Source organism: Janthinobacterium sp. PC23-8 (genome assembly GCF_002250505.1).
Lineage (GTDB): Bacteria > Pseudomonadota > Gammaproteobacteria > Burkholderiales > Burkholderiaceae_D > Janthinobacterium.
On the sequence record NZ_NJGY01000001.1, the window covers coordinates 1,685,294 to 1,704,630 of the forward strand.

Consider the following 19,337-nt stretch of genomic DNA (forward strand, 5'->3'; position numbering starts at 1 on the left):
CTTACTCGCGCTTCGACACCAGCGTCAGGATGTCATAGCTGGCCACCAGTTCATCGTTCTGGTTGGTCACCTGCACATCCCACGCCACCACGCCCTGGCCGACACCGAACACATCCTTGCGGTTGCGGTCGACCTTGCGCTTGCAGGTCAGGCGGGCGCGGATGGTGTCGCCAATGGCCACGGGCGCGACGAAGCGCAGGTTGTCCAGGCCGTAATTGGCCAGCACCGGGCCGACGCCGGGCGAGACGAACAGGCCGGCGGCGGCCGACAACACGAAGTAGCCGTGGGCGATGCGCTTGCCGAACTGCGACTCTTTTGCCGCAATCTCGTCGAAGTGCATGTAGAAAAAGTCACCCGAGATGCCGCCAAAGGCGACGATGTCCGCTTCGCTGACGGTACGGCGGTGCGTCAAGAGCGAGTCACCCGTTTTCAGGTCTTCGAAATGCTTGCGGAACGGGTGGATCGGGCTTTCATTGACCTGCGCGCCGCGCACGTATTCGCCGGTGACGGCGGCCAGCATGGTGGGCGAACCCTGTACCGCCGCGCGCTGCAGGTAGTGGCGCACGGCGCGCACGCCGCCCAACTCTTCGCCGCCGCCGGCGCGGCCAGGGCCGCCGTGCTTGAGCTGCGGCAGGGGCGAGCCGTGGCCGGTCGAATCGACCGACGCTTCGCGTTCCAGGATATGCACGCGGCCGTGGGTGGCGGCCACCAGCGGCACCACGCGCGCCGCCAGTTTCGCATCGCGCGTGACCAGCGTGCTCACCAGGCTGCCCTTGCCGCGCGCGGCCAGGGCCAGCGCTTCGTCGATATCGTGGTAGCCCATCATGGTGCTGACGGGGCCGAATGCTTCCACGTCATGCACGGCGTCGTTGGCAAACGCATTGCGGCACATCAGGAGCGTCGGCGCGAAGAAGCTGCCGTCAAGGGCGCCTTCGCCCAGCGGCTTGAAGCCGTCGGCCGCGCCGAACACCACCTCGTTGCCCATTGATAGCGTAGCGACCCGTTCAGCCACGTCGTGCTGCTGCTCTTTCGAGGCCAGCGCCCCCATGCGCACGCCTTCGATCGACGGGTCGCCCACCACCACCCTGGCCAGGCGTTCGCGCAGGCGCGTGCCGACGGCGTCCATCAGATGGTCGGGCACGATCACGCGGCGGATCGCCGTGCACTTCTGGCCCGACTTGCCTGTCATTTCGCGCACCACTTCCTTGACGAACAGGTCGAACTCCACATCGTCGGGCGTGACGTCCGGCGCCAGGATGGCGCAATTGAGCGAATCGGCTTCGCCATTGAACGGCACGGAATTGGCAATCAGGTTGGGGTTGGTGCGCAGCTTGGCGGCGGTGGCCGCCGACCCCGTAAACGTGACGACATCCTGGCCGTTCAGGCGGTCCAGCAGGTCGCCGGTCGAGCCGATCACCAGCTGCAAACTGCCCTCGGGCAGCAAGCCCGATTCATGCATCATGCGCACCACGGCCTGGGTCAGGTAGCTCGTCGCCGTGGCCGGCTTGGCGATGCAGGGCATGGCGGCCAGAAAACTCGGCGCGAACTTTTCCAGCAGGCCCCAGATCGGAAAATTGAAGGCATTGATATGCACAGCCAGGCCGCCGCGCGGCACCAGGATATGGGTGCCGGCAAAGCCGCCTTTTTTACCCAAAGCGATGGCCGGGCCTTCGTGCAGCACGTTCGACGAGGGCAGCTCGTTGCTGCCCATGCTGGCGTAAGCGAACAGGGTGCCGGTGCCACCTTCGATATCGACCCAGCTGTCGGCGCGCGTGGCACCCGACAGGTGCGAGATCACATACAGCTCTTCCTTGCGGCCGACCAGGTACAGCGCCAGGGCTTTCAGGCGTGCGGCGCGCTGCTGGAAGTCCAGCGCCATCAGGCCCGGCACGCCCGTCTTGCGGGCATAGGTGACGGCTTCCTCGAAATCGATCTTCTCGGCGTGCGTGTGATAGATGACGTTGTTGTTCAGGGCGCTGTGCAGCGGCACGGCGGCCGACTCGCCCAGCCAGCGGCCGGCGATCAGGCTTTGCAAAGTTGAAATGTGAGCCATGGGTGATACTCCTGTAATGGTTATTGCGCGGCGGCGTTCTTGTGCAGATGCAGCGGCAGCGCCGATTCAAAATTCAATCGCTGGCGGCCAGGTTCAACCTGCGTCAGCGCCTCGACTTCGCGCATGGTGTGCATGGAGCGCACGGCCAGTTCGTGGTACTGGCCGGTGCCCGAGGTTTTCCATTTGATTTCATCGTCGCTCAAGGAGCGGATGATTTTCGCCGGCGTGCCGACCACCATGCTGCGCGGCGCGACGATCATGCCGGCCTTGACGAAACTCATGGCGGCAACGATCGATTCCTCGCCGATGACGGCGTTGTCCATCACCACCGCGTTCATGCCGACCAGCGCATTGCGGCCGATGCGGCAGCCGTGCAGCACGGCGCCGTGGCCCACATGGCCATCGACTTCGACCACCGTGTCGCAGCCGGGAAAGCCGTGCATCACGCAGGTGTCCTGCAGGTTGGCGCCCTCTTCCAGGATCAATCGCCCGAAGTCGCCACGGATCGACGCCAGCGGCCCGATATAGCAGCGCGGACCGACGATCACGTCGCCGATCAATACCGCACTCGGGTGCACATAGGCGGTGGGGTGGACGACGGGGGTGACGCCGTTGATTTCGTAGACTTTGACCATAGCAACTCCTTACATGCCCAGATAGGCGCTTTGTACCTGCTCGTTATGCAGCAATTCGGGACCGGGACCGGACAGGGTGATGGCCCCCGTCTCGATCACGTAACCGACATCGGCAATCGACAGCGCCGCGTGGGCGTTCTGTTCGACCAGGAAAATCGTGATGCCGCGCTCGCGCAGTTCGGCCACGATGCGGAAGATCTCGGCGATCAACAGCGGCGCCAGGCCCATGCTCGGTTCGTCCAGCAGCAGCAACTGCGGGCGCCCCATCAGCGCGCGCGCCATGGCCAGCATCTGCTGCTGGCCGCCGGACAGGGTCCCGGCCAGCAACCGCCGCTTTTCCTTCAGGATCGGAAACAGGCCATACATGCGCTCGATCTCGCCGGCCACTTCCTGCTGCGGGCGCGTAAAGGCGCCCAGGCGCAGATTGTCTTCCACCGTCATCGGGCCGAATACCTGGCGCCCTTCGGGCACCTGGCAGATGCCGGCGCGCACGCGCTTGTCGGCGCTGCTGCGGCTGATGTCGTGGCCGGCAAACGTGATCGTGCCGGCGCTGATGGGCTGCACGCCGGAAATGGCCCGCAGCAAGGTGGTCTTGCCGGCGCCATTGGCGCCCACCAGCGCCACCAGCTGGCCCTGGCGTACCTGCACATCGATGCCGTGCAGGGCCTGGATGCGGCCATAGTGGCTGGTCAGCCCTTTGATATCGAGCACCAGCGGTGCCTGGGGGGTTTCCATCTTCATCATGCCGCCACTCCCAGGTACGCCGCCACCACGTCGGGGTTGGCGCGCACTTCGGCGGCGGTCCCTTCGGCCAGCTTCTTGCCATAGTCGAGCACCAGGAGTTGGTCCGACAGATTCATCACCAGTTTCATGTCGTGCTCGACCAGCACCACCGTCACGCCCGATTGCGCCACCTTGCGGATCAAGGCTTCGATCTCGCCCGTTTCGGTATGGTTCAGGCCCGCGGCCGGTTCATCGAGCAGCAGCACCTTCGGCCTGGCCGCCAGCGCGCGCGCGATCTCCAGGCGTTTCAAGGCGCCATACGACATCTGCCCCGCCTCGTCATCGATATGGCGGCCGACGCCGACAAAGTCCATCAACTGCGCCGCCTCGTCGCGGCAGGCAGCGTCCATGCGGCGCACGGACGGCAGGCGCAGCATGGAGGCGAACAGATTCTGGTTCAGGCGCAGATGCGCGCCCACCATCACATTGTCGATCGCCGTCATGTTCATGCACACCTGCAGATTCTGGAAGGTGCGGCTCATGCCGCGCCGCGCCAGGGCATCGGGCGACATGGCGGCCACGTTTTCGCCATTGAGCAAAATTTCGCCCCTGGTCGGCGTATAGACGCCGGTGATCAGGTTGAACAGGGTGGTCTTGCCGGCGCCATTGGGGCCGATCACGGAATGGATATGGCCTTCCTGCACGCTGAAGCTGACATCCTGCACCGCATGCACGCCGCCAAAGCTCTTGCTCAGGTTTTTAATCGTCAGCATCTCAAGCCTCCTGCGCAGGTTTGGCTGGCGCCTTTGGCGCGGTAGGCGTGCCCACCCGCTTGCGCGAACGGCTGGCCAGGCTCGGCACCAGCCCCTTGGGCATAAAGATCATGGTCGCCATCAAAATCACGCCGAACACCACCGTTTCCCAGCCTTCAAAGCTCGACAGCAGTTGCGGCAGGATCGTCAGCAGCGCTGCACCGATAATCGAGCCGAAGACCGACGCCATGCCGCCCACCACCACCATCGTCACCAGCTCGATCGAGTGGAAAAAGCCGGCCAGGTTGGGCGTAATGAAACCGATATAGTGGGCGCTGATGCTGCCGGCGATGCTGGCGATCACGGCCGACAGCACGAACACGCGCACCTTGAAGCGCGTGGTGTCGACGCCGACCACGCGCGCCGCCACTTCCGAGCCGTGGATCGCCTGCAGGGCGCGGCCGACGGGCGAATCGATCAGGTTCAGCGCCAGCCAGGTCACCAGCAGCAGCAAGACGGCGCACACCAGGTACCACGATTTTTCGCCGGCGATTTCCGGCCCGGCCACGCTGAAGGCGGCCACGCCGATGCCGTCCGGGCCACCGGTCCATTGCGTCTCGTTGTTGATGACGATGGAGATGATGATGCCCAGGCCCAGGGTGGCCATGGCCAGCGTGTGGCCCTTGAGTTTGAGCACCGGACGGGCCAGCAGCAGCGCCAGCAGTCCCGTGGCGACGGCGCCGGCGGCCAGGGCGGCCAGCGGCGGCCAGCCATGGTGGGTGGTCAGCACGGCCGAGGCATAGGCGCCCAGGCCATAGAAGCCCGCGTGGCCCAGGCTGATCTGGCCCGTATAGCCCATCAACAGGTTCAGGCCGATGACGACGATGGCGTTCAGGGCAATGCGGATCGCCACATCATAGTAAAACGCGTTGGTCAGGAACAGCGGCAGGATGGCCAGCACCAGCGCCAGCACCAGCAGGCCGCCATGGCGCGAACGTGTAAAGAAACGTGTAAAGAAGTTGCTCATACACGCTCCGAATTTTTGGCGCCGAACAGGCCTTGCGGCAGGAAGAACAGGATCAGCAGGATCAGCACGAAGGGCACCGCGTCTTTGTACGCCGACGAGATATAGCCGGCCGTCATGGCTTCGGCGATGCCGAGGATCAGGCCACCGGCAATCGCGCCCGCGCCGCCGCCCAGGCCACCCAAGACGGCCGCCACAAAGCCTTTCAGGCCCAGCATGATGCCGGCGTCATAGGACGTATAGGTGATGGGCGCGACCAGGATGCCGCCGGCCGCGCCCAAGAGCGCCGACAGGCCGAACGAGAACAGCAGCACACGGCGCGTATTGATGCCGACCAGTTGCGCGGCCAGCTTGTTGTGCGAGGTGGCCAGCATGGCCTTGCCCATCAGGGTGCGGCCAAAGAACCAGCCCAGCACCAGCACGATCACCACCGTCACGCCCAGCACCCACAGACTTTGCGGCAAGAGGCTGGCACCTAAAAATTCGATAGCCGCGTCGCCCGAAAACGCCGGCAGCGAGTGCGTGTCCTTGCCCAGCCAGATCTGCACCAGGCCGCGCAGCACCAGCGACGCGCCAATGGTGATGATCAACAGCGTGATGACCTGCGCGTTCTGCGCCGGTTCGATCACGGTCTTTTCCATCAACAGGCCCACCAGGCCGGTGGCGACGACGGCGAGGATAATGGCCAGCGGCAGCGGCACGCCGGCGGCCGACATCACGGCGGCCAGCATCCCGCCCAACATGATGAACTCGCCTTGCGCGAAATTGATCACGCCGCTGGTGTTGTAAATGATGGTAAAGCCCAGCGCCGCCAGCGCGTAGGCGGAACCGACCGTCATCCCGGAATACAGAAATTGTAGAAATTGTGCGACTTCCATGGTGTCTCCATTATGTTCGGCTGCGCGCGGACCATCCTTGAGAGCGGCCCGCGCCGCTGCTACTGCTGCTGGCTTGCCTGCTCGAACATCACTTCGACAATTGCCATTCGCCGTTCTTCACTTCGACCATGCGGAAAGCCGACAGGTCCAGGCCCATATGGTCCTTGGCCGACATATTGAATACGCCAGTCGTCCCCACAAAACCCCTGGTCGACTCCAGCGCCGCGCGCACTTTTTCGCGGTCGGTGCCGCCGGCGCGCTTGATGGCGTCCACCGACAGGTTCAAGGCATCGAGCGCATAGCCACCAAAGGTCGACGGATCGACCTTGTAGCGGTCTTTATAGGTCTTGTCGTAGCCGATGACGATGGCTTTCTGTGGATCGGCGTCGGGCAGCATGGCGCCGATCAGGAGGGCCGGCGTCGGCAGGCGCGCGCCTTCGGCGGCCTTGCCAGACAATTTGAGGTATTCATCCGAGGCCACGCCATGCGACTGGTACAGCGGCAGCGCCGTCATGCCCAGCTGGCCGTAGTTCTTGGTGACCACGGCAGGCCCCTGGCCCAGGCCAAACACGAACACGGCCTGCACGCCGGCGGTGTTCTTGATGCGCGTGAGCTGGGCCGTGATGTCGGTGTCTTTCGGGCCGTAGGTTTCATCGGACACCAGGGTGATGCCATATTTGGCGGCGACGCTCTGCGACTCCTTGCGGCCCGACGCGCCAAAGCCGCTGGTTTCCGACAGCAGGCCCACCTTGCTGATGCCGCGCTTTTTCATGTCTTCGAACACCTTCTCGGCCGCCATGCGGTCGGTATGCGGCGTCTTGAAAACCCATTTTTTCACCGGATCGATGACCACCACGGCGCCGGCCAGCGAAATGAAGGGCAGGCTGGCGCGTTCGACCAGCGGCGCCATCGCCATCGTCGCGCCGGTGGTGGTGCCGCCGATCAGCACGTCGACCTTGTCGGACTCGATCAAACGCTTGGCAAAGCCGTTGGCCTTGGCCGCATCGCTGCCGTCGTCGTAGTGCACCAGTTCGAGCTTGCGGCCCAGGACACCACCGGCAGCGTTGATTTTCTCGATGTACAGCTGCAGGGTTTTCAGTTCCGGGTCGCCCAGGAAGGCGGCCGGACCCGTGACGGACAGCACGGAACCGATCCTGATATTGTCGGCCGCATAAGCGCCGGAGGCGGACATGGCCAGCACGCCGGCGATCAGGGTTTTCTTGAAAATGTTGGCAATCATTGTGGTCTCCACCAGGTTGGCACTACGGTCAATGTTGGTTGGCGCTTTTCTGACTAGCCTGCGCCTTTTTTGTTTTTTACTCTTTTTTTACTCTTTTAATATGCGCTCAATCGCGATGGCGATGCCCATGGCATGCGCCCTGAAGCCGTGTTACGCCAGGATCTTCGGACGCTGGTCGAGCACGCGCCTGGCCTTGCCCGTCAAGGTGCGTTCGATGCCGGCGGCGGCCACCAGGCGCACGCGGGTGCTCACGCCCACATGGGTCTTGATACGCTGTTCGAGCTCGCGCGCGAGAGCCTCGGTGTCGCCGGCCGACGGCGTCGTGCCCAGGTCGATGCGCAGTTCGACGACCACTTCGAGCTTGTCCAGATGGCCGTCGCGCGTGACCACCAGTTGATACTGCGGCGCCAGCTTCGGCATCTTCAGAATCAGCTCTTCGATCTGCGTGGGGAACACGTTCACGCCGCGGATGATCAGCATGTCGTCCGAGCGGCCCGTGATCTTGCCGATGCGGCGCATCGAACGCGAGGTCGGCGGCAGCAAGCGGGTCAGGTCGCGCGTGCGGTAGCGGATAATCGGCAGCGCCTCTTTCGACAGCGACGTGAATACCAGTTCGCCCTCTTCGCCGTCCGGCAGCACTTCGCCCGTTTCCGGGTCGATGATCTCGGGGTAGAAATGGTCTTCCCAGATGACGGGGCCGTCCTTGCTCTCGATGCATTCGGAGGCCACGCCAGGGCCCATCACTTCGGACAGGCCGTAGATATCGACCGCGTCGATGCCGGCGCGCGCTTCGATCTCTGCGCGCATGGCGTCGGTCCACGGCTCGGCGCCGAAGATGCCGACTTTCAGCGAGGAGTCAGCCGGGTCCAGGCCCTGGCGCGTGAATTCCTCGATGATGTTGAGCATGTACGACGGCGTGACCATGATGATGGACGGCTTGAAGTCCTGGATCAGCTGCACCTGTTTTTCCGTCTGCCCGCCCGACATCGGGATCACCGTGCAGCCCAGACGCTCGGCGCCGTAGTGGGCGCCCAGGCCTCCCGTAAACAGGCCGTAGCCATACGAGATATGCACCATGTCGCCCGCGCGGCCACCGCCGGCGCGGATCGAACGCGCCACCACAGTAGCCCAGGTATCGATATCGTTCTGCGTGTAGCCGACCACCGTGGCCTTGCCGGTGGTGCCGCTCGAGGCGTGGATGCGCACCACCTGCTCGCGCGGCACGGCAAACAGGCCGAACGGATAATTGTCGCGCAAGACCTTTTTATCGGTGAACGGAAACCTGGCAATGTCGGACAAGGATTTGAGGTCGTCCGGATGCACGCCGGCTTCGTCAAAGGCGGCGCGGTAATGCGGCACATTGTCATAGGCGTGCCTGAGCGTCCATTGCATGCGTTCGAGCTGCAGCGCCTGCAGTTCGTCCTTGCTGGCGCGCTCGATCGGTTCGAGGTCATTCGGGGCTGGGCTTCGTTGGACCATGATTGTCTCCTGTTGATTCTTTAACTGTTCGGTGTTGGGGCAGTTCAAGCCTGCTCTTGGATCACTTCACCGGCCACGCGGATCGACTTGCCGCGAAACAGCGCGATGGCGCGGCCTTCCTGGTTGCAGACCCTGACGTCGTAGACGCCGCTCTTGCCGGCCAGCGCCTGCTCGATGGCCTCGGCCACCAGCACGTCGCCCTCGCGGCCCGGCGCCAGGTAGTCGATGGTGCAGCCGGCGCCAACCGTGTTGAGGTTGTAGCTGTTGCAGGCAAACGCAAAGGCGCTGTCGGCCAGGGCGAAGATAAAGCCGCCGTGGCAGCTTCGATGGCCGTTGAGCATGTCCGCTCGCACGGTCATGGTCATGCGCGCATGGCCGGGGCCGACCTCAAGCAGGGCGATGCCCAGGACGGCGGTGGCGCTGTCGCGCGACAACATGGAGGCGGCGGCCGCTTCGGCCAGCTCTTGTGCTGCGTGGTCAGAGGCTTGCTTATGCATGAAACAGTGCTCCATTGGCGAGTTTGCGGCGCAGCAGCGGCGAGACACGGTAGCGGTCTTCGCCATAGCCTTGCGCCAGGTGGTGCAGCACGGCGACGATATGTTGGACGCCGACCGCATCGGCCCAGGCCAGCGGGCCGCGCGGATAGTTGACGCCCTTTTGCATGGCGATATCGACGGCCGCCGCCGTGCACACGCCCTGGTGGACGGCGTCGGCCGCTTCATTGGCCAGCATGGCCACCGTGCGCATCACGGCCAGGCCCGGCACGTCGTCCAGGCGGGTGACCGTAAAACCGGCCGCCTGGAACAGGCCGACGGCGGCGTTGTACGCTTCGTCGCCGCACTGGTCGGCGCGCGCCAGCGCCACGCGTTTTGCGCTGGCGTAGTCGAGCGCCAGGTCGAACAGCACCGTGTCGGCGTGGTTGTTGTCGTGCGCGCGCTGGGTGGCGCTGCGGCCATCGGTGAGGTAGATCGCGGCGCCGTTGCAATGCAGCGCCGGCGCCGTGTCGCTGACCTGGCCTTCGAGCGTGACGCGGCTGGTGAGATTGATGCCGGCCGCTTCCAGGCGCCGCACCAGCGCGTGAACGATGCCGCTGTGGCCACGGCCGTCGCCGCCGACGGCGCTGGACAAGGCCACCACTTCAGGGCGTGGCTGGGTGCTTTCCTGCTGTGCGTCGGGGATGCTGGCGCCTTCGCCATACCGGTAAAACCCCCGGCCCGACTTGCGGCCCAAAAAGCCCGCGTTGACCATTTCCTGCTGCAGCACCGACGGCGTAAAGCGCGGATCATTGAAGTAGGCGCCGAACACCGATTGCGTGACCGAGAAATTGACGTCGTGACCGATCAGGTCCATCAGCTCGAACGGCCCCATGCGGAAGCCGCCCGCTTCGCGCAACACCGCGTCGATGGTGGCGGCGTCGCCGGCCTGCTCGTTCAACAGGCGCCAGCCTTCCGCATAGAATGGACGGGCCACGCGGTTGACGATAAAGCCCGGCGTCGACTTTGCGTGCACGGGCTGCTTGCCCCAGGCCAGCGCGGTGTCGTGGACGGTAGTTGCGACCTCGTCGCTGGTGGCCAGCCCACTGACCACTTCGACCAGCGCCATCAGCGGCACCGGGTTAAAGAAGTGCATGCCGACCAGGCGTTCGGGATGGCGCAGTTTGGCCGCAATCGCCGTGACGGAAATCGACGAGGTATTGGTGGCCAGGATGCAGTCGTCGTCCACCAGCGCTTCCAGGTCTGCAAACAGGCTGCGCTTGACGTCGAGGTTTTCGACGATGGCTTCGACCACCAGCGCCGCATCGGACGCGTCTTGCAGGCTGGCGGCGCCCTGCAGGCGCGCGCTGGCATCCTGGGCTTGCTGCGCCGTCATGCGGCCTTTTTCGGCCAGTTTCACATACATCTTGCCGATGTCCGCCAGCGCCTTGCTGACGGCCTCGGGGCGCGTGTCGTAGAGCTTCACACGATAGCCGGCAGCGGCGGCAACCTGCGCGATGCCGGCACCCATGGCGCCGCTGCCGATCACGGCGACTATGCTGTTGTTGTCCAGAGCTGCCATCTTAGTGTCCCTTGAATTGTGGTGCGCGTTTTTCCAGAAAGGCGGCTACACCCTCGCGGTAGTCGTCGCTGTTACCGAGTTCGCTCATCATGCGCGCTTCCAGCGCCAGCTGCTGCGCCAGGGTGTTGGCGCCACTGAGAGCCAGCGCCTGTTTGGTGAACGCCAGGCCCTTGGTCGGCGCGGTGGAAAAATGCACGGCCAGCTTGCGCGTTTCTTGCGCCAGCTCGGCGTCGTCCACGCACTTCCAGATCAGGCCCCAGTCTTCGGCTTTTTCGGCCGTCAGTTTTTCGCCCAGCATGGCCATGCCCATGGCGCGCGCCGAGCCGACCAGACGCGGCAAAAAGAAGGTGCCGCCCGTGTCGGGAATCAGGCCCAGCTTGCAGAACACCTCCACAAAGCTCGCAGACTTTCCGGCGATCACGATATCGCAGGCCAGCGCCAGGTTGGCGCCCGCGCCGGCGGCCACGCCGTTGACGGCGCAGATCACCGGCATCGGCAAAGCCTTCAAGGCCAGCACCAGCGGCGCATAGTTTTTTTCCACCGACTCGCCCAGGTCCACGCCTGTCGAACCGGGTTCCACGGCGCGGTCGGACAGATCCTGGCCGGCGCAGAAACCCCGGCCGGCGCCAGTCAGCACGAACACGCGCACGGACGTATCAACGTTGACACGGCCAATTGCGTCGCGCACTTCCTCGTGCATGGCCTGGGTGAAGCTGTTCAGTTTGTCGGGGCGGTTCAGGGTGAGCGTGGCGATGCCCTGCTCGATGGTAAAGAGAATATTCTGGTAGCTCATGGCGTCTCGCTTTTTTAATGGGTGTCGCAGGGCGTCAATCGGGAACCGGCTTTATTCAGCCTGGTCGAAATCGACAACCACCTTGTCGGTGACAGGAAAACTCTGGCAACTGAGCACAAAGCCGCGCGCCACTTCGTAGTCTTCCAGCGCGTAGTTGACGTCCATCTCGACCTTGCCGTCAAGGACCTTGCAGCGGCAGGTGGAGCACACGCCGCCCTTGCAGGAATAGCGCATGTCGATGCCTTGCCGCAGGCCGGCGTCGAGGATCGATTCCTTGTCCTTGTCCATCGTGAAGGTGGTGTGGTTGCCGTCCAAAATAACGGTCACTTCCGTTTCCTTGACGGCGCCCGCGTCGAGCCGGGCGCGCGGCTGGTGGGCATTTTTCGGGATGCTGGCGGCGAACAGTTCGATCTTGATGTTCTGCCTGGGCATGCCGGCTTCCTGCAGCGCGGCGGACACGCCCAGCATCATGTCTTCCGGGCCGCAGATAAAGGCGTGGTCGTAGTCCTCCACACGGATCCAGTGCCGCAAAAACTGCTCGCATTTTTCCTGCGTGATGCGGCCGTTGAACAGTTCGATGTCCTGTTGCTCGCGGCTCATCACGTAGACCAGGTTCAGGCGCTCCAGGTACACATCCTTCAGGTCCGTCAGTTCTTCCTTGAAGATCACGGACGAGGAGGCGCGGTTACCGTAGAACAGCGTGAAACGGCTCAATGGTTCCGTCAGCAGGGTGGTCTTGATGATGGAGAGTATCGGAGTGATGCCGCTGCCCGAGGCGAAGGCCAGGTAGTGCTTGCGGTTGGCGCAGTCGAGCGGCACGTTGAAGTGGCCCATCGGCGGCATCACCTCGATGGTGGCGCCAGCTTTCAAGGTGTCGTTGGCCCAGGTGGAGAACGCGCCGCCGGGCGTGCGCTTGATGGCCACGCGCAGGGTGCCGTCCTGCACCGCCGAACAGATCGAATACGAGCGGCGCACGTCTTGCGCATTGATATGGGCGCGCAAGGTCAGGTGCTGGCCCTGCTGGAAGCGGAACTGCTGCTGCAATTGCGCCGGCACATCGAAGGTGACGGCGATGGTGTCGCGCGTTTCATTGCGCACCTTGGACACCGACAGCGGATAAAATTTACTCATGCTTCATCTCCAGTTTCTTCGGACTTCCTGCTTTTTTTAGTGGCACTTGAAGTAATCAAACGGTTCGCGGCAATCGATGCACTTGTACAACGCCTTGCAGGGCGTCGAGCCGAACTGGCTGGTCAGCTGCGTATGGTTCGATCCGCAGTTCGGGCAGATCACGTCGAGCTTCGGCATGGCCACGCGCTTGACGCCCACCGCTGCTCCTCTACCAAGGCCGCTGATATCGATCACCTGCTGCTGCGGCGGGGCGATGCCATAGCCTTTCAGCTTGGCCTTGCCCTCGTCGCTCATCGAGTCGGTGGTCCAGGCCGGCGACAACTGGTTGACCAGCGTGACGTGCTCCACGCCATGCGCGCGCAAGGCCTCGGTGACCGCGTCCGCAATCACCTGCATCGCCGGGCAGCCCGAATAGGTCGGGGTGATCGTCACCACGCAGGCGCGTGCGCCCGTCACTTCGACGGTGCGCACGATGCCCAGGTCCACCACCGAAATGACGGGGATTTCCGGGTCCGGCACGTCGGCCAGCCAGGCCCAGACTTGCGCCGCGTCGAGGCTGCCTGCCTGCGGGTTCATTACCACTCTGAGCCCGGATAGGCGCGCTGCAGGAACTGCATCTCGGCCAGGATAAAGCCCAGGTGTTCCGTGTGCGTGCCCTGCTTGCCGCCCTTTTGCATCCAGGCGTCGGGCGCCGGCATGGCAAGAGTGGCTTCGGCAAAGATCTCGGCCACGTGTTCGATAAAACTGGCGCGCAGCGGTTCGGACGGCGGCGCGACGCCGGCAGCAAGCATGGCCTGGTCGAGCGCGTCGTAGTGGAACATCTCGCCCGTGTACATCCACAGCGCGTCGGCGGCCGCTTGCGTTTTCTGGTGGCTGTCAAGCGTGCCGTCACCGAGGCGCACGACCAGGTCGCCGCTGCGGCGCAGGTGGTACGTCACTTCCTTGAGCGACTTTTGCGCCACTTCGACGATACGCGCATCGTTTGACTTCGTCAGCTCCAGCAGCTGGAAATAGTGCCAGGTATCGAAGAAGAACTGGCGCATCATGGTGTCGGCGTAATTGCCGTTCGGCTGCTCGACCAGCAGGCAATTTTGAAAATCGTGGGCGTCGCGCAGAAAGGCGATATCGTCCTCGTCACGGTCCGCGTTTTCCAGTTCGGCCGCGTAGCTGAACCACAGGCGGGTCTGGCCCAGCAGGTCCAGCGCGACATTGGTCAGCGCCATGTCTTCTTCCAGCGCCGGCCCCTTGCCGCACAGCTGCGACAACTGCTGACTGAGGATCAGGGCGTTGTCGCCCAGGCGCAGCAGGTAGTCAAACTTTTGTTGAGTGAGCTTGTCGTCCATTGCAATCGCTCCCGTCACAGGTTCTTGACTTCTTCCGGCATCGGGAAGAAGGTGGGGTGGCGGTAGACCTTGCTGTTTGACGGCTCGAACAGGGCGCCCTTGTCGCCGGGGCTGCTGGCAACGATATCGGCGGCGCGCACCACCCAGATGCTCACGCCTTCATTGCGGCGCGTGTAGACGTCGCGCGCATGATTGACGGCCATGGTGGCGTCGGAGGCGTGCAGGCTGCCCACATGCTTGTGTGCCAGGCCGTGCTGGCTGCGGATGAAAACTTCCCACAAAGGCCATTCTTTGCTCATGTTGCTCTCCCCTTTTATTGATGTTCTCAGGCTGCCGCTTTGCTGGCGATTTGTTTATCCGCATACGCGACCAGGGCGTCGCGGAACCACGCGCCGTCTTCATGGGCTTTGACGCGCGTTTGCAGGCGTTCGCGGTTGCACGGGCCATTGCCCTTCAAGACATTGTTGAACTCGGACCAGTCGATCTCGCCGAATGCATAGTGGCCGGTTTCGGCATTCAATCTCAGGTCCGGGTCGGGCACGGTCAAGCCCAGGTATTCGATCTGCGGCACGGTCTGGTCGACCATGCGCTGGCGCAGTTCATCGTTCGAGAACAGCTTGATGCGCCATTGCGCCGACTGGGCGCTGTTGACGGAGGCCGCGTCGGACGGGCCGAACATCATCAGGGACGGCCACCACCAGCGGTTCAGCGCATCTTGCGCCATGGCTTTCTGTGCGGGGGAACCCTTGCACAGCGACATCATGATGTCGTAGCCCTGGCGCGCATGGAACGATTCTTCCTTGCAGACGCGAATCATGGCGCGCGCATACGGACCATACGAGCAGCGGCACAGCGGGATCTGGTTGATGATGGCCGAGCCGTCGACCAGCCAGCCGATGGCGCCCATGTCGGCCCACGACAGGGTCGGATAATTGAAGATGCTCGAATACTTGGCTTTGCCCGAATGCAAGGCGGCCAGCAGCTCGTCGCGCGATACGCCAAGCGTTTCCGCCGCGCTGTACAGGTACAGGCCGTGGCCCGCTTCGTCCTGGATCTTGGCCAGCAGGATGGACTTGCGTTTCAGGGTCGGCGCGCGCGTCACCCAATTTCCTTCTGGCAATTGACCGACGATTTCCGAGTGGGCGTGCTGCGAGATCTGGCGGATCAGTGTCTTGCGGTAGGCGTCCGGCATCCAGTCCTTTGCCTCGATCTTGATGCCTGCGTCGATACGTGCCTGGAAGGCCTGCTCTTCGGTGCCCATGTCGTCGATGGAGCGAACGTTTTTCAAGCCGGTTTCAACCATTTGTGCGTACATGATCTGTCTCCCATGTCTGTGTTTGCGCTGGAGCGCAAAGCGATCAACACATAATACGATACATAAATCTATTTGCATACACTTGATTTGAATCGTTTTAAAATTCCGTATCTTATGTTTCTTTTACGGAGGTATCATATGGAAAATAGTGCGTGCCACAGCGCAGGGCAAACGCTGCGTCAAGTAGACTGCTGCCTTTATAAAAAATATCCCCTTACGGCCATACCAGGACCACATGAAGAACACCGCTTGCACCGCATGGATAGCCGACTTTCTTGCCCATGACCCACCGCGCTCGAAGTCGCTGGTGATGACCATTTTTGGCGACGCCATCGTGCCGCGCGGCGGCGCCATCTGGCTGGGCAGCCTGATCGACCTGCTGGCGCCGTTCGGCGTCAACGACCGCTTGCTGCGCACCAGCGTGTTCCGCCTGGCGCAGGAAGGCTGGCTCAGCGCGCAAAGGGATGGCCGCCGCAGCGCCTACGCGATCCGCCCGGACGCGCTGGCCCGCTTCGAGCGCGCCTACCGCCGCATCTACGCGCCGCTGGTCAAGCATTGGGACGGCAGCTGGACCCTGGTGCTCGGCGCGGCCGGCAATATCAACGCCAGCGAACGGGGTGCGCTGCGCAAGGAATTGCTGTGGGCCGGCTATGGCCTGGTCGCACCGGGCATCTTCGGCCATCCGGCCAGCAATGGCGATGTGCTGGAAGACATCCTGGTGCGCAACGCGATGCAGGGCAAACTATATGTCTGCCACAGCACGGAGCTGCCGGGCGTAAGCACGCGGCCCCTGCGCGAGATGGTGGGTGAATGCTGGGATCTGTCGGAAGTGATGGCCGGCTACGAAACATTCATCGCCAGCTTCCAGCCGCTGCTGGCCCTGCTGCAGGACGCACCGGCCATCGCGCCCGAACAGGCCTTCGTGATCCGCTCGCTGCTCACGCACGCCTACCGCCGGGTGCAGCTGCACGACCCGCAATTGCCGGTCGAACTGCTGCCCGAACCGTGGCCCGGCACACAAGCCTATGCGCTGGCGCGCGCGCTGTACCGGCGCACCTATGCGGCCGCCGAAGAACATATCCTGGCCACCTTGCGGCGCGAGGACGCGCAGGCGGCGGACGTGGAGCCGTGGTTTTTTGAACGCTTCGGCGGCCTGCGCTAAGTAAGTGCCAAGAAATTATTGTGAGATTATGACGAACAGAACCGGATGGCGGAGCAGGGAATTCGCGGGACCTGTCCCGCGCCTGCGCAACGGTATCGCCTTGCAAGGCGATACTCCCGCAAAGGCGCCCGATGCGACGCAGTGCGAGCACTGCTAGCAGCGGGCAAGCCTCGTCGGCCACCTTGCAGAGCGCCGGTTATGGAAGTCAGAATCCACAAGAATTTATGCGTACTTGCTTAGTCCATCTGCCGGTCCAAAACAGGTATCATCGCGCCATTGCACACGATGCAAACCTTAACTTGTTTTTACCAGGAACAATCATGACGATTAAAATCAGCCAGCAGTTCGACGCCGGCGCGATCGAGGTGCTGCGCGCCGACGATGCGCAATCCATTGAGCTCAACATCCGCAAGGATACCCACGCCGACATCACGCAGTGGTTTTACTTCCGCCTGCAGGGTGCGCAAGGCGAGGCCTGCACGATCCGCTTCATGAACGCAGGCAAGTGTGCCTACCCGGACGGCTGGAAGGACTACCAGGCCGTGGCCAGCTACGACCGCGAAACCTGGTTCCGCGTGCCGACCAGCTATGACGGCACCGTCATGACGATCGAACATACGCCCGAAGAAGAAAGCGTGTATTACGCCTATTTCGAGCCGTATCCCTGGGACCGCCACCTGGCGCTGATCGACAGCGCGCAAGCGTCGCCGCTGGTGCGCCTGGTCGACCTGGGCAGCACGGTGGAAGGGCGCGACATGAATTTGCTGGTGGTCGGCGACGCCGATGCGGAGAAAAAAGTGTGGGTGATCGCGCGCCAGCATCCGGGCGAAACGATGGCCGAATGGTTTGTCGAAGGCATGCTCGAAGCGCTGCTGGACCAGGCCAACCCGTTTGCCCGCCAGTGCCTGCAGGACGCCGTGTTCTACGTGGTGCCGAACATGAATCCGGACGGCTCCGTACACGGCAACCTGCGCACCAATGCGGCCGGTGCCAACCTGAACCGCGAATGGATGACGCCAAGCATGGAACGCAGCCCGGAAGTATTCCTGGTGAAACAGAAGATGCATGAAATCGGCTGCGACCTGTTCCTCGACGTGCATGGCGACGAAGGCTTGCCGTATGTGTTCGTGGCCGGCAGCGATGCGCTGGAAAATTTCACGCCAGCACAAAAGGCCGCGCAAGACCGCTTTATCGCCGATTTCAAGGTGGCCAGCCCCGACTTCCAGGATGAGCACGGCTACGAAGACGGCCCGTTCACGCCGGAAGTGCTGACCATGGGCTCGCCCCATGTCACGCACGCCTTCGCTTGCCTGTCGCTGACGCTGGAATTGCCGTTCAAGGACAATGCCAACGACCCCGATCAGCAAACCGGCTGGAGCGGCGCACGCAGCGCCGCCCTGGGTGGGGCAGTGTTGCAGCCGATCCTGTCGAGCCTGCGCGCTTAAGCTTCTTTCGCCACCTGGCGCAAGGCTGCCACCAGCCGGTCCAGGTGCGACTCGGGCGTAAAGATGGCTGGCGTCACGCGCAGGCATGCGCCCGACGCCAGGCCATCGCGCGGCACGGCAAACACGCCGTGCTGTTGCACCAGCTTTTTCGACAAGGCAAAATTGTCGGCCACGCTGGTTTTCCCTTTGAGGCGGAACGAGGCGATGGCGCTGGTCAGGCGCGGATCGCTCGACGCCAATACTTCAATCCCCTTGATGCCGCGCGCCGCTTCCACCCAGCGGTTGCGCAGCAGCCGCAGCCGCGCCTCTTTGTTGGCCACGCCGATCTGCGCATGCGTGTCCAGCGCCAGCGGCAAGCTCAGGTAGGCGGCAAAGTTCACCGTGCCCGTATGCACGCGGGTGCGGATATCATCGCCCATCACCTCCCCCATATAGGGGTCGATATCGGCCACCCTGCCACGCTTGATATACAGCGCGCCCACGCCCACCGGCGCGCCTATCCATTTGTGCAGGTTGATGCCGGCAAAGTCGGCCTGCAGGTCGGGGATCGTCATGTCGAGCTGACCGAAGCCGTGCGCCGTATCGACGATCACATCGATGCCGCGTTCGCGCGCCATGCGGCTGATCTCGGCCACCGGCAGCACCATGCCATTGCGATGGTTCACATGCGTGAGCAGCATCATTTTCAGCTTCGGGTGGCGCGCCATCGCCTGCGCATAGGCCGCGATCACGCCGTCGTGCGTGAACGGCTCGGGCATATTAATCGACACTACCTGGGCGCCGCGCCGCTGTTCCAGCCAGCGCGTGACCGTGATCATATTGTCGTAATCGATATCGGCGTACAGCACCGTATCGCCCGGGCGCAGACGGTTGTAGCCGGCGATCAGGGTTTGCAGCGCTTCGGTGGCGCCGCGCGTCAACACGATCTCGTCTGTTCCCACGCCCAGCGCCGTGGCGGCCGCCGCCCGCGCCGCTTCGAAGTCGGCCGGAAAGCGCATGCGCGCATACCAGGCGTTGTCGCGGTTGACCATTGCCACTTGCTGCTGGTAATGCGCCAGCACGGACCGGTTCATCGAACCCCAGTAACCGTTATCGAGCTGCACCACCTCATCGGTAACGTCGTACTGCGCGGCCACCGCCTGCCAGTAGGCCTGGTTGCCGGCCAGCGCCTCGGGCGAGGTGCCGGCGGGAATGGCCGGCAAGCCTGGCATGGCGGGCGCGGCCATGGCGGTGCCGCCCGACAGCAGCGGCAGCGCGGCGGCCAGCGAACTGGCGCACAGCAAACGGCGTTGTGGATTCATTTTCAAGC

The 19,337-nt window shown here is 63.5% G+C and carries 19 protein-coding genes; 2 read left to right on the top strand and 17 right to left on the bottom strand.

Going from position 1 to position 19,337, the window contains the following annotated elements:
* Window position 1: 1 nt before the first annotated feature.
* The 16 genes from paaZ to paaA all read right to left on the bottom strand — a co-directional run bounded on the left by paaZ (window position 2) and on the right by paaA (window position 15,421).
* Window positions 2-2,053, bottom strand: a complete 2,052-nt coding sequence (gene paaZ / locus CD932_RS07240; RefSeq protein ID WP_094442043.1) for a phenylacetic acid degradation bifunctional protein PaaZ — start codon at window positions 2,051-2,053, stop codon at window positions 2-4.
* A gap of 20 nt (window positions 2,054-2,073) precedes the next feature.
* Window positions 2,074-2,688, bottom strand: a complete 615-nt coding sequence (gene paaY / locus CD932_RS07245) for a phenylacetic acid degradation protein PaaY (protein ID WP_094442044.1) — start codon at window positions 2,686-2,688, stop codon at window positions 2,074-2,076.
* 9 nt (window positions 2,689-2,697) lie between these two features.
* Window positions 2,698-3,429 (bottom strand): ABC transporter ATP-binding protein, encoded by a 732-nt coding sequence (locus CD932_RS07250; RefSeq protein WP_094442045.1) that lies wholly within the window; start codon window positions 3,427-3,429, stop codon window positions 2,698-2,700.
* Window positions 3,429-4,184, bottom strand: a complete 756-nt coding sequence (locus CD932_RS07255; protein WP_094442046.1) for an ABC transporter ATP-binding protein — start codon at window positions 4,182-4,184, stop codon at window positions 3,429-3,431. The genes CD932_RS07250 and CD932_RS07255 overlap by 1 nt, the downstream gene beginning before the upstream one ends.
* Window position 4,185: 1 nt before the next feature.
* On the bottom strand, window positions 4,186-5,190 hold the full coding sequence (locus CD932_RS07260; RefSeq protein ID WP_094442047.1) for a branched-chain amino acid ABC transporter permease: 1,005 nt from the start codon (window positions 5,188-5,190) through the stop codon (window positions 4,186-4,188).
* Window positions 5,187-6,065 (bottom strand): branched-chain amino acid ABC transporter permease, encoded by an 879-nt coding sequence (locus tag CD932_RS07265; protein ID WP_094442048.1) that lies wholly within the window; start codon window positions 6,063-6,065, stop codon window positions 5,187-5,189. The genes CD932_RS07260 and CD932_RS07265 overlap by 4 nt, the downstream gene beginning before the upstream one ends.
* Before the next feature lie 88 nt (window positions 6,066-6,153).
* Window positions 6,154-7,305, bottom strand: a complete 1,152-nt coding sequence (locus CD932_RS07270; protein WP_094442049.1) for an ABC transporter substrate-binding protein — start codon at window positions 7,303-7,305, stop codon at window positions 6,154-6,156.
* Window positions 7,306-7,455: 150 nt separating this feature from the next.
* Window positions 7,456-8,784 (bottom strand): phenylacetate--CoA ligase PaaK, encoded by a 1,329-nt coding sequence (paaK, locus tag CD932_RS07275; RefSeq protein ID WP_094442050.1) that lies wholly within the window; start codon window positions 8,782-8,784, stop codon window positions 7,456-7,458.
* A gap of 44 nt (window positions 8,785-8,828) precedes the next feature.
* Entirely contained in the window at window positions 8,829-9,281 is a 453-nt protein-coding gene (paaI, locus tag CD932_RS07280) for a hydroxyphenylacetyl-CoA thioesterase PaaI (protein WP_094442051.1), read from the bottom strand.
* Entirely contained in the window at window positions 9,274-10,839 is a 1,566-nt protein-coding gene (paaH, locus tag CD932_RS07285) for a 3-hydroxyacyl-CoA dehydrogenase PaaH (protein ID WP_094442052.1), read from the bottom strand. Before paaH ends, paaI begins: the two co-directional genes overlap by 8 nt.
* Before the next feature lies 1 nt (window position 10,840).
* Window positions 10,841-11,632, bottom strand: coding sequence for a 2-(1,2-epoxy-1,2-dihydrophenyl)acetyl-CoA isomerase PaaG (paaG, locus tag CD932_RS07290; protein WP_094442053.1), 792 nt, complete (start codon window positions 11,630-11,632; stop codon window positions 10,841-10,843).
* A 51-nt stretch (window positions 11,633-11,683) separates the two neighbouring features.
* On the bottom strand, window positions 11,684-12,763 hold the full coding sequence (gene paaE, locus CD932_RS07295) for a 1,2-phenylacetyl-CoA epoxidase subunit PaaE (RefSeq protein ID WP_094442054.1): 1,080 nt from the start codon (window positions 12,761-12,763) through the stop codon (window positions 11,684-11,686).
* A gap of 36 nt (window positions 12,764-12,799) precedes the next feature.
* Window positions 12,800-13,339, bottom strand: a complete 540-nt coding sequence (paaD, locus tag CD932_RS07300) for a 1,2-phenylacetyl-CoA epoxidase subunit PaaD (RefSeq protein ID WP_094442055.1) — start codon at window positions 13,337-13,339, stop codon at window positions 12,800-12,802.
* Window positions 13,339-14,106, bottom strand: coding sequence for a 1,2-phenylacetyl-CoA epoxidase subunit PaaC (gene paaC, locus CD932_RS07305; RefSeq protein ID WP_094442056.1), 768 nt, complete (start codon window positions 14,104-14,106; stop codon window positions 13,339-13,341). Before paaC ends, paaD begins: the two co-directional genes overlap by 1 nt.
* Window positions 14,107-14,120: 14 nt before the next feature.
* On the bottom strand, window positions 14,121-14,405 hold the full coding sequence (gene paaB / locus CD932_RS07310) for a 1,2-phenylacetyl-CoA epoxidase subunit PaaB (RefSeq protein ID WP_034746356.1): 285 nt from the start codon (window positions 14,403-14,405) through the stop codon (window positions 14,121-14,123).
* Window positions 14,406-14,431: 26 nt separating this feature from the next.
* Window positions 14,432-15,421, bottom strand: a complete 990-nt coding sequence (gene paaA / locus CD932_RS07315) for a 1,2-phenylacetyl-CoA epoxidase subunit PaaA (protein WP_094442057.1) — start codon at window positions 15,419-15,421, stop codon at window positions 14,432-14,434.
* A gap of 235 nt (window positions 15,422-15,656) precedes the next feature.
* On the opposite strand from paaA, the gene paaX reads away from it, so the two are divergent.
* Together paaX and CD932_RS07325 are read left to right on the top strand one after the other, a co-directional pair.
* Window positions 15,657-16,583 (top strand): phenylacetic acid degradation operon negative regulatory protein PaaX, encoded by a 927-nt coding sequence (gene paaX / locus CD932_RS07320; RefSeq protein ID WP_094442058.1) that lies wholly within the window; start codon window positions 15,657-15,659, stop codon window positions 16,581-16,583.
* A gap of 320 nt (window positions 16,584-16,903) precedes the next feature.
* Entirely contained in the window at window positions 16,904-18,028 is a 1,125-nt protein-coding gene (locus CD932_RS07325; protein ID WP_094442059.1) for a M14-type cytosolic carboxypeptidase, read from the top strand.
* Here the strand turns inward: CD932_RS07325 and CD932_RS07330 are convergent.
* Entirely contained in the window at window positions 18,025-19,329 is a 1,305-nt protein-coding gene (locus CD932_RS07330) for an aminotransferase class V-fold PLP-dependent enzyme (RefSeq protein WP_094442060.1), read from the bottom strand. The two genes, CD932_RS07325 and CD932_RS07330, sit on opposite strands and share 4 nt — an antisense overlap.
* Window positions 19,330-19,337: the final 8 nt, after the last annotated feature.